Origin of the sequence: Paraglaciecola polaris LMG 21857 (assembly GCF_000315055.1) — a bacterium.
Classification (GTDB): Bacteria; Pseudomonadota; Gammaproteobacteria; order Enterobacterales; family Alteromonadaceae; genus Paraglaciecola; species Paraglaciecola polaris.
Genome location: NZ_BAER01000126.1, coordinates 29,972 through 44,995, shown reverse-complemented (window position 1 = coordinate 44,995; position 15,024 = coordinate 29,972). Strand labels below are relative to the sequence as shown.

Genomic DNA, 15,024 nt, shown 5'->3' with positions numbered 1-15,024 from the left:
AATCAACCTATTACTCGGTTTACTCAGTGTATTTTGGCTGGCCAGTGCAGGACACAAACTGGCTGATGTACAACGCTTTACCCACACCTTAGGTCAATACAAATGGGTCATACCCATCAAACCTGAGCTATTGGTAGCAGGCGTAATTTTAGCCGAAGTGGTAGCGGCGATCTTGCTGTTACTCTCAGGCTATCAACTGCTTGCGTTAGCACTTGCCGGTCTTTTGTTAACGGCATATACCGCCCTTATTGGACTCAATATTGTCAGCGGTAATCGAGACCTCGACTGTGGTTGTTTATTCGGTAGCCAAGAACAAGGCCTGAGCGCCAGTCTTTTATGGCGCAACGCTGGCATTTTATTGCTGCACCTTACTGCCGCGCTAAGCCTACAAGCTGGCGCACTCACCCACACCTCAGATGTACTCATCAGCTTGTTGTTTGGCGCTGTCGTGTTACTGGTCGGTGTGATTGCACATCAGTTAATTCGTAATCAATCCCACATCAACGCCCTTAAGAGGTAACTACTATGTCAAATTTATTCCTATTCACTTTCGCCCTTTTATGGGTACTGGTTATCGCGCTTGGCGTAGTCGTTTACGCCTTGGCCCGTCAGGTCGGCGTGTTGTATGAACGTATAGCTCCCGCTGGTGCCTTGGCAATGAATCAACAATTGAAGGCCGGTGATAAAGCACCAGAAATTTCAGTCAAAACCCTGAGCAAGCAAAAGTTAAACCTAGGTAAACCTGCCCTGAAAAACACTTTGCTGTTCTTCTTATCGCCAGACTGCCCTGTGTGCAAAGAGTACCTGCCTGTTATCACTTCGTTGTCCCACGCTGAGCGTTCTCATTTAGACGTGGTACTGGTCAGCGACGGCGAAGGCCCAGATCATCAAGCCTTTATCAAAGAGAAAAAGTTACAGAGCTTCCCTTATGTATTGTCTGAAGAAGTAGGCAAAAAGTATGGTGTCAGCCGCTTACCTTACGCCACGCTAATCAACAAAAGCGGCATTATTTCGTCAATGGGGTTGGTCAATTCCAGAGAGCACATCGAAAGCCTACTCAATGCCCAAGACTTAAATGTCGCGTCGATTCAAGAGTTTCTTGAAAAGCAAAGCAACCCCGAACGCACCCTTTATAAACAGGCTTAACGAGAGTATTCACTATGAAATGGTTTGATAAATTTTTTGAAAAAAGAACACGAAATATTGCTCGCACCAGCTCAAGACGTAGCTTCTTATCTAATGTGGGTAAAGCGGTAGTAGGCGTTTCGGTGATCCCAGCATTACCGGTTGCTAAAGCGGCCGGAGGCGGAGCCTCAGCTGGGGCGCACTACCCTGGTGTCGCGCCTCAGTCGAATGATAATGCGGCAGATCCTGGCGACCCAACCACATGTGAATACTGGCGCTACTGTGGGATCGACGGGTTTTTATGTTCTTGCTGTGGCGGCTCACAATCAGCCTGCCCGCCAGGCACTGAAATGTCACCAATCACGTGGATAGGTACTTGCCTCAATCCAGCCGATAACAAGCACTACATCATTTCGTATAACGACTGTTGTGGTAAAGCAGCCTGCGGTCGTTGTTTCTGTAACCGCAACGAAGATGACACCCCTATGTACCGAGCATTCACCAACAACGATACCAACTGGTGCGTGGGCGCATCGAGTGAAACATACGTGTGCTCAACGGCAGTGATCCTCGGCACATCGATTGAGCCCTAGTCGGGAGAACAACCATGCTTAAAACGTCCCGACTCAAGGCAGTGAAATCAGTTTTGACGCTGTGCCTGTTTATGTTGCTGCCTGTTACCAGTCACGCCAATGACGCGCAAACCAAAATGAAATACACCTTGTTTTGTAGTGGCTGTCATACAGCGGACGGCCGTGGCAGCGGAGATCCACGGATACCAGATATGCGCAATGCCCTGGGCTATTTTGCTGCAGTCGAAGGCGGGCGAGAGTTCCTCATTCAAGTGCCAGGGGTATCTACCGCGCCAATAAAAAGTAAAGAGTTAGCCAAAATCGTCAACTGGATGCTACGCACCTTTAGTGGGGATCAGCTACCGGATGACTTTAAAGAGTTCGATGAAAAAGAGGTGGAACGATTACGACAGTACGTTCTACGTAGCGAATTGGGCGACACGCGTAAAGCGCTGGTTGCCCGAATACAAGAGTATAAAAAAAATAATTAAACACAACTGGATTCGCACCTAGGAGACACAATGAAAACACTGAGCTACTCAACAATATCGACCGCGGTCATGCTTGGCCTCGCAAGCGTCGGTGCATATGCTGACGTATTAGAGGTCATTGAAGTGACCGCACAAAAGCGCACACAAAGCGTTCAGGAAGTAGGGATTTCGATCACCGCTTTTAGTGGCGAGCAAATTGACGCTTTGGGTTATGACAACGCCCAAGAAGTCACTGCGATGGCACCCGGCGTAACGGCTATTCAACCCAATGGCCCATCTGCGTTTTACATCAATATTCGAGGCGTAGCACAGAATGATTTTTCAGGTGATCATCAGGAATCTCCGGTGGCCGTTTATTTAGATGAAGCCTACATTAGCGCCTCTTCTGGGGCAGGGTTTCAATTGTTCGATATCGAACGAGTGGAAATATTAAAAGGCCCTCAAGGCACCTTATTTGGCAGAAATGCGACGGGGGGCTTGGTTCATTACATATCACGCAAGCCCACAGATACCTTCGAGGGATACGGTAAGCTCACATTAGGTAGCTACAACCAAGTCCTCACCGAAGGTGCCGTAGGCGGCGCACTCACCGACACCCTTTTCTCCCGCTTCTCATTCACCACCAACAATCACGACCCCTATATCAACAACACCCTAGGCAAAGATCTTAACAACGGTGACGATTGGGCTGCACGCTTGCAATTTTTACTTGAAGTCACCGACGACATCGAATGGTTGATCAGCGCCAGAAGTGGTGAGCAAGACATAGACAGTGGATTTTTCGAGCACACCAGTGCCAGAGTCAATCCTGCTACTGGGTTAGGTGAGCACTTCGATGGGCCAAACTTGACCACTTCAGGCTACCAAGAGCCAGATAACGGGGTATACACGGGCTCTTACGATAAAATCGGCTTTAACAAAGTGGAAAGTCAGGGCATCACCAGTAATCTGCAATGGGATTTTGGTGACATTCTGTTCACCGCCATCACAGATGTTTGGAGCCTAGAAAAAGATTATATCGAAGATTCTGATGCTTCCCCTTTAGACTACTACAACTTTTTTCTGCAATCCGACGTGGATCAGTTTTCACAAGAGTTACGTTTGAACGGGCAAAGTGACAACACCCGTTGGGTGACGGGTCTATATTATCTCGACATTGACGGTACCTTTGCAAATGGTGGCCAAGTACGCGGCTTTGTAGATCAATTGGCTGGCCCGGGTGCAGGAACGGGACCCGTAACAGGGGGCCCTGTCACGATTTGGACACCCTTTGATACCACGACCGAAACCTATTCGGTCTTCGCCCAAGTAGAATATGACTTGAATGACCAATGGACTGTCATTGGTGGCTTACGCTGGGCTAACGAAGAAAAGTCCATGGACTACTCGCAAAACTACGTTGAAATAGCCAATGGTTTAAATCCTTCCGCAGCCAACATTGTTGATGCTGATCCACTGGGTTTTGGCGGCCCCTTATTTGTATTTAACGATGACACGTTTGATTTCGCCAGCCTAGACGACGATTACGTAACGGCCAAAGCCGAAGTCGATTTCAGTCCGGCGAGGGGCACTTTATTCTATTTAAGTTACAACCGCGGCATTAAAAGTGGTGGTTACAATGCTCCGCTAGATATCTCTGATTTTCTTGATGGCAACCCAGCAACGGGCGGGCCTGAAGAAATGAAGTTTGATAAAGAAACCCTGCATGCCTATGAGTTCGGCATCAAACATCAGCTTAACTCAACCACCCGTGTAAATGGGGCGATGTATTACTACGACTACGACGATTATCAAGCTTTTCGTTTAGAAGGCCTTACCACCTTTGTATTTAACACCGACGCCAGTATTAGTGGTGCAGAGCTAGAAATTACCTCAAACCCAGTAGACAACCTCGACCTGCTATTGGGCGTAAGTTACATAGACAACAACGTAGAAGATGCTTACCAACTACCCAGTGGTGAACTGGTCGATCGCCGCGCAGTGGTGACCCCAGAGTGGAACATTAACGGCCTCGCTCGATACTGCTGGCAACTGGCTGACGGTGAACTTGCTGCGCAAATTGACTTCGTATATATGAGCGAACACTTTTTTCAATTAAAGAACTCACCTGTGGGTGAGCAAAGTGGTTATGCCCTGTTCAACGCTCGGGTTTCATATACCTCAGACGACGGCAAATTGGTTCTAGCAGGCTTTGTAGACAATTTATTGGATAAAGAATACCGCGTTATGGCCTTTGACCTGGCTGGCGGCCCTGAAGCAGGCGGCTTCGGAATGGTCGAAAATTATTACGGTAAACCAAGGTGGTGGGGTGTAAGCGCTACCTACAAATTTGAATAAAGAACACGATAAATTAGGAAAATTTTATGGCGCTTAAACAAAGCTATATATGTGGTAAATCCGACTCACAACTGATTTACCAAACCATTGGCGAATATTTCGATCACATTAGCCACGCCCAGCCTGATAACGAAGCCCTGGTGGTCGCCCATCAAGGTATTCGCTGGACGTACGCAACGCTGCAGCAAAAAGTGAATGAGTTAGCCGCTGGGTTACTTGCACTGGGGATTAATACCGGCGACCGCGTCGGTATTTGGGGACCGAATTCCTACGAATGGACGGTGACCCAATTCGCCACGGCGAAAATCGGCGCGATTATGGTGTGTCTTAATCCTGCTTATCGCATACGTGAACTGGAATATGCCCTGAACAAAGTAGAATGCAAAGCCATAGTCTGCGCAGAGCAATTTAAAAGCAGTTGTTATCCAGACATGCTGCAAGAATTGTTGCCTGAACTAGCGCAATGCCCGGCAGATAACATCCAAAGCGACGCTTTTCCCCATTTACGCAACATCATAAAAATGGGCGACAACGCAGTGCCAGGCATGCTTAATTATGCCCAGGTCACAAAAATGGGCGGACCAGCAGAACAGGAAAAGCTTAAAAGTATTGTCGGTCTGTTATTGCCTGACGACCCTATCAATATTCAATTTACCAGTGGCACCACAGGTCAGCCCAAAGGCGCCACACTGACCCACTGTAATATTTTAAATAACGGCTTTTTAGCCGGCGAGGGTATGCGCCTGACACCACCGGACAAGGTATGTATTCCGGTCCCTCTGTACCACTGCTTCGGTATGGTATTAGGTAATTTGTCTTGCATCGCGCATGGGGCAACTATGGTGTACCCCAATGACGCCTTTGATCCGTTAACCACGCTTCAAGTGGTTGAAAAAGAACGCTGCACCGCACTGCATGGGGTGCCGACCATGTTTATTTCAGAGTTGGATCACCCAAAATTTAAAGACTTTGACCTGTCTAGCTTACGCACCGGCATCATGGCGGGCTCACTATGCCCAGCGGAAGTAATGAAGCGCGTGATCAATGAAATGCATATGGAGCATGTATTAATTGGCTACGGCCAAACGGAGTTAAGCCCGTTAAATCACCTTACCCTACCAGAGGATCCCATCGAGAAACGTGTTGAAACCGTAGGCCGAGTGATGGCACGTATTGAGGTCAAACTAGTCGATGAACAGAATCGGGTTATCCCGGTCGGTGAACGTGGCGAAGTGTGCACACGCGGCTACTCAGTCATGCGCGGCTACTGGAACGATCCGGTGCGCACTGCCGAAACCATAGACCCAGGTGGATGGTTACACTCTGGGGATATCGGTGTCATGGATGCAGACGGTTACGTCACTATCGTGGGGCGAAGCAAAGACATGATCATCCGTGGCGGTGAAAACATCTATCCCAAGGAAATTGAAGAGTTTTTATATACTCATCCAGCGGTGCAAGACATCCAAGTGTTTGGCATTGCCCACAGTGATTACGGCGAAGAAGTATGCGCTTGGATATGTCTTAAGCCTGGCAGCAGTGCCTGTGTAAGTGAAATTACCGCCTACTGTAAGAATCAAATTGCCCATTTTAAAATTCCTAAACACATACGTTTTGTCGAAGAGTTTCCTTTAACCGTCACCGGCAAAGTTCAAAAATTCAAAATGCGCGAAGTCATGGAGCTTGAAATCTCCCAGGCTTCCCCTACACGTTAGAGGATCAGTTATGCAATCATTTTCAATGCTAATAAACGGCGAATTAGTGCAAGGTAACCGTCCATTAGAGGTAATCAATCCAGCCACTGAAGAAGTTTTTCAGTGCGTCACCTGTGCCGATGAAGGCCAATTTGAACAAGCTATCGCAGCGGCAAAAGCGGCTTTCCCACAATGGCAAAAAACCGATATGCAGACCCGCAAAGACTGCTTACTTAAACTGGCCGATGCCCTTGAGCAACGAACCCAGGAATTTGCTGAAATATTGACCCAAGAGCAAGGCAAGCCTCTTGCTGAATCCACCGCTGAAGTGGGTTTTAGTTGCGCCTTTATTCGCTATTTTGCCCAAAGTGAGTTGCCGGTTGAAACCTATCAAGATGATGCCACCGCTAAAGTCGAATTACACCGTAAACCCCTCGGTGTGGTGGCTGGCGTGGTGCCTTGGAACTTCCCGTTAATGATAGGCAGTTTCAAACTCGCACCTGCGGTATTGGCGGGAAATACCTTTATATTAAAGCCCCCGGCATCCACCCCTTTGTGTGTGCTTAAGTTGTCTGAAATCTGCCAGCAGATATTCCCTAAGGGTGTCGTTAATATCATCACGGATAACAATGACTTAGGACACATACTGAGCTCTCACCCCGATGTTAATAAAGTGGCCTTTACCGGTTCAACACCAACAGGTAAAAAAATCATGGCAGCGTCAGCAAATACGCTTAAACGCCTGACACTTGAGCTAGGTGGCAATGATGCAGGTATCGTCTTACCTGACGTGGATCCGAAGAAAGTCGCACCCGCTATATTCGCCACGGCGTTTATGAATTGTGGTCAAGTGTGCATCGCCCTTAAACGCTTATATGTACACGAAGATATATACGATGCTGTGGTCAACGAGCTCAGCGCACTCGCTAACAGTGCCGTTGTCGGTAATGGCTTAGATGAAGGCGTGACCTTTGGCCCTATTCAAAACAAAGCGCAGTTTAGCAAGGTGCAAGAATACTTAGCCGATGCCAAAGAAAACGGCGTGATTGCCGCTGGCGGAGAAGTGCTAAACGGCCCAGGATTTTTTATGCGCCCCACCATAGTGCGCGATATCACCGATGGCTGCAAAGTGGTTGATGAAGAACCTTTCGGTCCTATTCTGCCTGTGATCAAATACAAAACCATCGACGAAGCAGTCGAGCGCGCTAACAATTCAGTATTTGGCTTAGGCGGTTCGGTGTGGTCTAACGATTTAGATAAGGCCTACGAAGTAGCCAAACGCCTCGAATGCGGCACAACTTGGATAAACCAACATTTAGCCTTTGGCCCCACTGTACCATTTGGAGGCTCCAAAGAATCAGGAATAGGCGTGGAGTTTGCTCAAGAAGGCCTGCTGGAATACACCCAAGTGCATGTCATTAATATGGCCAAGCAAACATTTTAATACCTAAAACATAACTCGTACTGCCGCCGCCCTATACCAATAGGGGCGGCTTATTCAGCTTGCCTTGATTAAGCTGATCCCATCTTAGCGAGTGACACCCTTTAGGCGTTTCAAAAACGTGATTATGCCCAACAAGAAAGTAAACGGATCCTCAAGCAACACACGCTGCCAAGTCGTCCCAGACAAAGCTGAGCCTCAATTGATGAAAATAATGGTCTACATGATTACTCATTTTCATTGAGCTGCTTTCGATTCCCTGCACAACGCTTCGAGCAATACTTTACTTGCTCCCAGTCCTTTTGCCATTTTTTGCGCCATGCAAATGGCCGCTGACAAACAGGGCACATTTTGCTGGGTAAATTTATTTTTTTCATGGTGATTGCCTGCTAAAAAGCCGTTAATACATACCTTCTAGCTCAAACGAAAAACGTCAGTTCGACATTTGAAATGAAACTGGGTACCTGAACGCCCACTACGACATTCAGGTAGCCAGTTATTTTCTCGGGGTATGTGATTAATGAATGTTATTCAAAGAAGTAACGGAATGTCGCACCAATCGTTCTTGGTTGGTTAGTCGTGAAGGCAAGTCTTGCGCGTCAAGCAATGCACCAGTATATGGGTTCACATCAACCATGGTAAAAAACGGATTAAAGTACGCTTCACGGGCTAAATAAAGCTGCCTTACGTTAAAAGGTGAGCCTGAATTCAACTGGGACATGGTGTGTATTCCAAAGATATAACCACCAGAGCAGCCAAAAGTGTCTAAAACGGCAGCAAGTGTAGTGCAATGTCAGTCGTTAAGTCATGCGACAAAATGACGCACCAGCCCAGATAATAGGCGAAAAAAAGCCCCGTAAATACGAGGCTTTATATAAACACATTCAAAACGTCTTTACAAAAAAGACAACCCGGAGCCTAGAAGGGAATATCATCATCAAAATCAAAGTCAGGTTCAGCCATGGGTGCTGGTTTGTTTTGGCCACCTTGAGGGGCTTGGTTAAAACCTTGATTTGGCTGACCGCCTTGAGGCGCTTGATTGTAACCTTGATTAGGGGTCTGTTGATATCCTGGCTGTTGACCACCTGAACTCTGTGCACCTTGATTCGGGCGTTGCTGAGGAGCCGCTGCAGGACGTTGCTGTCCTTGGAAACCACCTTCAGACTGACCGCCGCCTTTGCCGCCTAGCATTTGCATTTGGTCAACAATGATTTCAGTGGTGTACTTGTCTTGACCTTGTTGGTCTTGCCATTTACGGGTTTGCAATTTACCTTCAACGTAAATTTGTGACCCTTTGCGCAAGTATTCACCAGCAACTTCGGCTAAACGGCGATACATAGTTAGGCGATGCCATTCGGTGCGCTCTTGCATCTGCCCTTGTTGGTCTTTCCAGCTCTCGCTGGTCGCGATGCTTAAATTCGCTACCGCATTACCATTTGGCATATAACGTACTTCGGGATCTTGTCCCAAATTGCCCACCAATATGACTTTGTTTACGCCTTTGCTCGCCATTTTAACTCCTATTTTCTGTCCTAAAGATCAGGTTTCAAAACATGTATTGCTTCGATAACAGCCTGATTTTATATATGGATATGTCTATTTTTCAATTAATTAGTGATCATTTAAACGTACTGCCAAATTGGCCAAATGTGCTTTTTACATCACCACTTAGCGCAAAATCTCAATGTCATATCGAACAAAAATGATTTTCACTGTGGGACACATTATAACGTTATTTATAAGATAGTTCCTTGGAAATTTGCCCTTGATCCATGTTCATTTATTGTCAGCCGTTGACTAAGATTTGCGCCTTATCTAACACAAATACTTTACCATCTGCTTTGATGTAAACTACCCCTTCATCTGGTACTACAGTCACATCAACAACCCCTTCTAGGGTCGCGAGCTGTTCGCCTATGGTCTGCGCCGAATAACGAGTAAAGTCAGGTTTGAGGGTATAGCGCTTCATTCGCTCACGTCCATCGAGTTTACGTAAACCAAACCACCACACTGCGCACACGCCCCCGGCAATCACAAACACCCACTGGGCGCCTATGAACTCACTGGCCAAGCCTGATAGGGTGCCGCCTAAAAAGGCACCTAAAAACTGAAAGCTGGCATAAATACCCATAGCAGAGCCTTTTTTACCCGCAGGGGCAATACTTGACACCAATGCTGGAAAACTTGCTTCGAGAAAATTAAAGCCGGTAAAAAATAACCAGCCAAATATCATGACGGCCAACACAGTACCATGCGCAAAATGCAGTCCAATCAACGCCCCGCCTAACAGTAATATGCATAATCGAATAACGGCTGCCTGACTCATTTTTTTGGTCAGCACCATGAGCGCGATCAAACCGACTACCGATGCGCTGAGTATGGGTAAATACAACTGCCAATGGCGTTCTAGTTGCCAACCTAAGGCACTGAGCAATATGGGCATTTGTACAAATAACACAGTGATCATCATGTGTAGCAACAACACACTAATATTCAAACGACGTAATTGTGGGTCAAAAAATAATGTTTTGACGTCGGTCAATACCGGTAAGGTATCGCCTTTAGGGGCATAATTAATGGCGCTGGGCACAACCCAAATCACCAGAGGAATACATAAAATAGCCAGTACGCCTGTAATAGCAAAAATACCATGCAGCCCATAACGATCGGCAATCACAGGTCCAATCAATAAGGCTATATAGAAGGAAAAGCCAATAGCAATACCGATGATCGCCATTACTTTTGGCCGCTGTTGCTCTCGACTCACGTCTCCTGCTAGGGCCATGATCGCGCCGGCAATAGCCCCGGCACCTTGTAAAAATCGACCTATCACTATCCACAGCATGCTGTCAGCATTCGCTGCAACCCCGCTGCCGATGGCGAACATCAGCAAACCACCTATGATCACTGGCTTGCGACCAATTTTATCGGACAGCACTCCCATGGGGATTTGCAAAATAGCTTGAGTCAGCCCATAGCCACCAATGGCGAGGCCAAGCATTAAGGCAGAGTAATCTGGGTAATGAATCGCTAGAATGGCGAGAACTGGCATTACCATAAATAATCCCAACATACGCAGGACGTAAACGGCAGCCAAAGCCAAAGAAGCGCGAATTTCTGTTCTGTTCAAATCAGTAACTATTCAATTGAGGATTAAAAGGCGCTGAAGTTTAGCATAATTATATCTCGTGCAACGACCGCAACTATGAGGCGTGAAAATAACATAAGTTCAGGGATATGCACCTGTTACAAACAAGAACTTACAAATTTAACAAGCGATCTTATTCAAGCCCAAGTCCGTATCTTTTAGCCAATAATCATCTGAGTATTGAAAGTATAATTGTTCAACCACATAGAGCTCTTATATCAAGTATGTAATACTCACTCTTTTGAGGTCGACTTTGGTCAATAATGGATAAAATAGCTGTACGTGGCGCGCGCACTCACAATCTAAAAAACATCGATTTAGATATTCCGAGAGACAAACTTACCGTGATCACTGGCTTGTCTGGCTCAGGTAAGTCATCACTGGCATTCGACACCCTTTACGCCGAGGGGCAACGTCGCTATGTTGAGTCTTTATCAGCCTACGCTAGACAATTTTTATCCATGATGGAAAAGCCCGATGTGGATCACATCGAAGGCTTGTCACCTGCTATTTCAATTGAGCAAAAATCCACGTCCCATAATCCACGCTCAACTGTGGGCACCATTACTGAAATATACGATTATCTGCGTTTGCTCTATGCCCGCGTCGGTGAACCTCGTTGCCCCACTCACCATGTACCTTTAGACGCGCAAACGGTCAGTCAAATGGTCGACCGTGTAATGGCGATGCCGCCTGACGAAAAACTTATGTTATTGGCCCCTGTGGTACAAGATCGTAAAGGTGAGCACGTTAAAACCTTAGAAAGTCTTGCGGCACAAGGCTTTATTCGCGCACGTATCGATGGCGAAGTGTGTGATTTATCCGATCCCCCTGAGCTAGACTTACATAAAAAACACAATATAGAAGTGGTCATTGACCGTTTCAAAGTACGGGATGACTTAGCGCTTCGTTTATCAGAGTCATTTGAAACAGCGCTCAATCTATCCGCTGGTACCGCCAAAATTGCCTATATGGATGATCCGCAAAAAGAAGAAGTGGTCTTTTCATCTAATTTCGCATGCCCCCATTGTGGTTATTCAATGGCAGAACTCGAGCCAAGACTATTCTCTTTTAATAACCCTGCAGGTGCGTGCCAAACCTGTGATGGCTTAGGTACACGACAGTTTTTCGACCCCCAACGTATTATTGCTAATGACGAGCTAAGTTTGTCTGGTGGTGCCATTCGTGGCTGGGATAAACGCAGCTATTATTATTTCCAGATGTTGCAAGCCGTGGCCGATCATTACAAGTTTGATTTAGCCAAGCCCTTCGCTGAATTGGATGACGAAGCCAAAGATTTAGTGTTAAACGGCAGCAAAGGCACGTCAATTAACTTTAAGTACATCAATGATCGCGGCGACATCATGGAACGCAAGCATCCTTTTGAGGGGATCATCCCCAATATGGAGCGCCGTTACCGAGAAACTGAATCAAACGCAGTGCGAGATGAACTAGCCAAATACCTCAGCCAACAACATTGTACTAGCTGCAACGGTACCCGATTACGGCTCGAAGCCCGTAACGTCTTTATTGGTAAAACCGCGCTACCTACGATCACCGCCATGTCTATTGCAGAAACCTTGCAGTTTTTCAGCGAAATAGAACTGACCGGCAAACGCGAAAAGATTGCGGATAAAATTTTTAAAGAAATTAATGACCGTTTGAATTTCTTAGTCAACGTAGGTTTAAACTACCTGTCTTTATCACGTAGCGCCGACACATTATCTGGCGGTGAAGCACAACGTATTCGCCTTGCCAGTCAAATCGGTGCGGGTTTGGTCGGGGTCATGTATGTTCTTGATGAACCGTCTATCGGTTTGCATCAAAGAGATAACGAACGTTTGCTGACCACCTTGGAGCATTTACGAGATTTGGGTAACACTGTAATAGTGGTTGAACACGATGAAGACGCCATTCGTGCTGCTGACTTCGTGCTAGATATCGGCCCTGGTGCGGGTGTGCATGGGGGCGAAATAGTCGCCCAAGGTACCATTGAAGATATAATGAAAAGTGAGCATTCACTGACGGGTAAATACTTATCGGGTCGTGAATGTATTGCCATACCTGCTAAACGCACCGAGATTGACCAAGACAAGTGGATTGAACTGTGCGGTGCGTCCGGTAATAACTTGCAAGATGTAGACTTGCGTATTCCATTTGGTTTGATGACCTGCGTGACAGGTGTCTCTGGCTCAGGTAAATCAACCCTGATCAACGATACCTTTTATCGTATTGCCCACCGCGAACTAAACGGTGCCACCACAGGCGAACCCGCTCCGTACAAAACGATTACCGGTATGGAAATGCTCGACAAGGTGGTCGATATCGATCAAAGTCCCATCGGCCGCACACCGCGCTCAAACCCAGCAACCTATGCGGGGATTTTCACCCCAGTACGTGAACTATTTGCAGGCACCCAAGAAGCACGCTCCCGTGGTTATAAACCCGGTCGTTTCAGCTTCAACGTAAAGGGCGGGCGCTGCGAAGCCTGCCAGGGTGATGGGGTCATAAAAGTTGAAATGCACTTTTTACCTGATGTTTACGTGCCCTGTGATGTATGTAAAGGCAAGCGCTACAATCGAGAAACCTTGGAAATCCAATATAAAGGCTTGAATATTCATCAAGTTTTAGATTTAACCGTAGAAGATGCCCGGGAATTTTTTGACGTTATCCCAGCCATTGCCCGCAAACTGCAAACATTAAAAGAAGTCGGTTTGTCTTATGTGCGTCTTGGCCAAGCCGCAACCACACTTTCTGGTGGTGAAGCTCAGCGTGTAAAGCTCGCCAAAGAGCTATCAAAACGCGATACGGGTCAAACCTTATATATATTAGATGAGCCCACAACAGGCTTGCATTTTCACGATATTAAACAACTGTTACAGGTATTGCATCGTCTGCGTGACCACGGCAACACAGTAGTGGTTATTGAGCATAACCTAGATGTCATTAAGACGGCTGACTGGGTCATCGATCTTGGTCCAGAAGGCGGCTCAGGCGGGGGCCAAATTATTGCTCAAGGCACACCAGAACAAGTCTGCGAAGTTGAGGTGTCTCACACAGCACGCTTTCTTAAACCTTTGCTATCAACCAAAAACAAGGAATTGAACCATGTTACTTGAAGAATTTAATGTACGCTTTTGCGAAACGGATGCCTTAGCCCATGTGAGTAACACAGTGTTGGTTGATTGGTTCGAAATGGCTCGGGAGCCCATTTTTAAGATCTTTAGTCCAAATCTAGATCTACAAAACTGGCCACTTATTTTAGCCAGTTATAAAGTCGACTTTCTCGATCAAATGCATTACGGCCATCCTGTTCAGGTTCGCACCTATATCAGCCGTATCGGTGGTAGCTCGTTTGATGCGTATCAAGAACTGTGGCAAAGCGGAACCAAGCGCGCCACTGGCACAACAACCATGGTTCAGTATAACTATGCAGATAAACGATCTGTGGTAATCAGCGATGATATTCGCGCGCAACTTACCGAACATGCCATTCCTAGAGGCGTGAATGGCTAAGCCCGAGACCTTTATTCAGGTTATCGAGCATGCCATCAGTGACGAGCTGTGTGATCAGTTCGTCACTCAGTTTGACGCCAGCAAACACACTCAACCTGGTCGCACGGGCGGGGGCATAGATATTGATAAAAAACGCAGTGTCGATGTTTCAATCATTCAGCATCCTGAATTCGAAGCACCGTGTCAGGCGTTATTGCCCGTAGTTGGGCAACATATATTGCGCTATTTCGAGCAATACTTCTTCGCCTTAATCGGCCCCATTGGCCTGACCGTTAAACACCCAGAAACCGGCCAACCCGTTAAGCTCACCCAAGAAAATTTTAACGAGGTGGGGCTGCCAAATCTAGCCAATTTGATGACCTACTTATTTCGATTAGGTGACATAAACGCCCAAAAGTACCAGCGTCAGCAAGGTGGTTATCCTTATTGGCATTCCGAGGTCTTCCCGCAAACCAACAGTACAGACGCCTTGCATCGTATCTTGTTGTTTATGTTTTATTTAAATGATGTGGAAGAAGGTGGCACAACGGATTTTTATTATCAGGACCTGAGTATTCAGCCACGCAAAGGCACTATGGTCATAGCACCCGCATACTTTACCCACACCCACAGAGGGCAAGTGCCCATTTCAAATGATAAATACATACTCACGTCATGGGTGTTGTTCAATCAGGCAAGCGCCATTTTCAACTAAAATGGC

The 15,024-nt window shown here is 46.8% G+C and carries 14 protein-coding genes; 10 read left to right on the top strand and 4 right to left on the bottom strand.

Annotated features, from left to right (window positions below; all coding sequences use genetic code 11):
- Window position 1: 1 nt before the first annotated feature.
- The 7 genes from GPLA_RS20165 to GPLA_RS20135 are packed head-to-tail and all read left to right on the top strand — an operon-like array spanning window position 2 to window position 7,663.
- A complete protein-coding gene (locus GPLA_RS20165) occupies window positions 2-520 on the top strand; it encodes a MauE/DoxX family redox-associated membrane protein (RefSeq protein WP_040515530.1) in 519 nt (172 codons plus the stop codon).
- 5 nt (window positions 521-525) lie between these two features.
- Window positions 526-1,146, top strand: a complete 621-nt coding sequence (locus GPLA_RS20160; protein WP_007106860.1) for a redoxin family protein — start codon at window positions 526-528, stop codon at window positions 1,144-1,146.
- Window positions 1,147-1,160: 14 nt separating this feature from the next.
- Complete coding sequence (locus tag GPLA_RS20155) at window positions 1,161-1,718, top strand: methylamine dehydrogenase light chain (RefSeq protein WP_007106859.1); 558 nt, start codon at window positions 1,161-1,163, stop codon at window positions 1,716-1,718.
- Between the two features lie 14 nt (window positions 1,719-1,732).
- Window positions 1,733-2,188 carry a c-type cytochrome gene (locus GPLA_RS20150; protein ID WP_007106858.1) on the top strand — a complete coding sequence of 152 codons (456 nt, stop codon included), beginning with the start codon at window positions 1,733-1,735 and terminating at the stop codon, window positions 2,186-2,188.
- A gap of 30 nt (window positions 2,189-2,218) precedes the next feature.
- Window positions 2,219-4,525 carry a TonB-dependent receptor gene (locus tag GPLA_RS20145; protein ID WP_007106857.1) on the top strand — a complete coding sequence of 769 codons (2,307 nt, stop codon included), beginning with the start codon at window positions 2,219-2,221 and terminating at the stop codon, window positions 4,523-4,525.
- A gap of 26 nt (window positions 4,526-4,551) precedes the next feature.
- Window positions 4,552-6,240, top strand: a complete 1,689-nt coding sequence (locus GPLA_RS20140) for an AMP-binding protein (RefSeq protein ID WP_007106856.1) — start codon at window positions 4,552-4,554, stop codon at window positions 6,238-6,240.
- Between the two features lie 10 nt (window positions 6,241-6,250).
- The gene (locus GPLA_RS20135; RefSeq protein WP_007106855.1) at window positions 6,251-7,663 is read left to right on the top strand and encodes an aldehyde dehydrogenase family protein; all 1,413 of its coding nucleotides are present in this window, start codon (window positions 6,251-6,253) and stop codon (window positions 7,661-7,663) included.
- Window positions 7,664-7,887: 224 nt separating this feature from the next.
- Here GPLA_RS20135 and GPLA_RS23340 read toward each other — a convergent pair whose 3' ends face one another.
- The 4 genes from GPLA_RS23340 to GPLA_RS20120 all read right to left on the bottom strand — a co-directional run bounded on the left by GPLA_RS23340 (window position 7,888) and on the right by GPLA_RS20120 (window position 10,790).
- Window positions 7,888-8,037 carry a DUF2256 domain-containing protein gene (locus tag GPLA_RS23340; RefSeq protein ID WP_007106854.1) on the bottom strand — a complete coding sequence of 50 codons (150 nt, stop codon included), beginning with the start codon at window positions 8,035-8,037 and terminating at the stop codon, window positions 7,888-7,890.
- Window positions 8,038-8,177: 140 nt separating this feature from the next.
- Window positions 8,178-8,381, bottom strand: a complete 204-nt coding sequence (locus GPLA_RS20130) for a hypothetical protein (protein ID WP_007106853.1) — start codon at window positions 8,379-8,381, stop codon at window positions 8,178-8,180.
- Between the two features lie 197 nt (window positions 8,382-8,578).
- Window positions 8,579-9,172, bottom strand: a complete 594-nt coding sequence (ssb, locus tag GPLA_RS20125) for a single-stranded DNA-binding protein (protein WP_007106852.1) — start codon at window positions 9,170-9,172, stop codon at window positions 8,579-8,581.
- A 274-nt stretch (window positions 9,173-9,446) separates the two neighbouring features.
- The gene (locus GPLA_RS20120; protein WP_040515524.1) at window positions 9,447-10,790 is read right to left on the bottom strand and encodes an MFS transporter; all 1,344 of its coding nucleotides are present in this window, start codon (window positions 10,788-10,790) and stop codon (window positions 9,447-9,449) included.
- A gap of 281 nt (window positions 10,791-11,071) precedes the next feature.
- Between GPLA_RS20120 and uvrA the strand changes: the two genes are divergently transcribed.
- The 3 genes from uvrA to GPLA_RS20105 are packed head-to-tail and all read left to right on the top strand — an operon-like array spanning window position 11,072 to window position 15,018.
- Window positions 11,072-13,927, top strand: a complete 2,856-nt coding sequence (gene uvrA, locus GPLA_RS20115; RefSeq protein ID WP_007106849.1) for an excinuclease ABC subunit UvrA — start codon at window positions 11,072-11,074, stop codon at window positions 13,925-13,927.
- A complete protein-coding gene (locus GPLA_RS20110; protein ID WP_007106848.1) occupies window positions 13,917-14,324 on the top strand; it encodes an acyl-CoA thioesterase in 408 nt (135 codons plus the stop codon). Before uvrA ends, GPLA_RS20110 begins: the two co-directional genes overlap by 11 nt.
- Window positions 14,317-15,018, top strand: coding sequence for a 2OG-Fe(II) oxygenase (locus GPLA_RS20105; RefSeq protein ID WP_007106847.1), 702 nt, complete (start codon window positions 14,317-14,319; stop codon window positions 15,016-15,018). The genes GPLA_RS20110 and GPLA_RS20105 overlap by 8 nt, the downstream gene beginning before the upstream one ends.
- Window positions 15,019-15,024: the final 6 nt, after the last annotated feature.

Coding starts and splice junctions, on each gene's coding strand:
- GPLA_RS20130 (WP_007106853.1), bottom strand. CDS start 8,381: ATGTCCCAGTTGAATTCAGGCTCACCTTTTAACGTAAGGCAGCTTTAT.
- GPLA_RS23340 (WP_007106854.1), bottom strand. CDS start 8,037: ATGAAAAAAATAAATTTACCCAGCAAAATGTGCCCTGTTTGTCAGCGG.
- GPLA_RS20135 (WP_007106855.1), top strand. CDS start 6,251: ATGCAATCATTTTCAATGCTAATAAACGGCGAATTAGTGCAAGGTAAC.
- ssb (WP_007106852.1), bottom strand. CDS start 9,172: ATGGCGAGCAAAGGCGTAAACAAAGTCATATTGGTGGGCAATTTGGGA.
- GPLA_RS20110 (WP_007106848.1), top strand. CDS start 13,917: ATGTTACTTGAAGAATTTAATGTACGCTTTTGCGAAACGGATGCCTTA.
- GPLA_RS20150 (WP_007106858.1), top strand. CDS start 1,733: ATGCTTAAAACGTCCCGACTCAAGGCAGTGAAATCAGTTTTGACGCTG.
- GPLA_RS20155 (WP_007106859.1), top strand. CDS start 1,161: ATGAAATGGTTTGATAAATTTTTTGAAAAAAGAACACGAAATATTGCT.
- GPLA_RS20145 (WP_007106857.1), top strand. CDS start 2,219: ATGAAAACACTGAGCTACTCAACAATATCGACCGCGGTCATGCTTGGC.
- GPLA_RS20105 (WP_007106847.1), top strand. CDS start 14,317: ATGGCTAAGCCCGAGACCTTTATTCAGGTTATCGAGCATGCCATCAGT.
- GPLA_RS20160 (WP_007106860.1), top strand. CDS start 526: ATGTCAAATTTATTCCTATTCACTTTCGCCCTTTTATGGGTACTGGTT.
- uvrA (WP_007106849.1), top strand. CDS start 11,072: ATGGATAAAATAGCTGTACGTGGCGCGCGCACTCACAATCTAAAAAAC.
- GPLA_RS20140 (WP_007106856.1), top strand. CDS start 4,552: ATGGCGCTTAAACAAAGCTATATATGTGGTAAATCCGACTCACAACTG.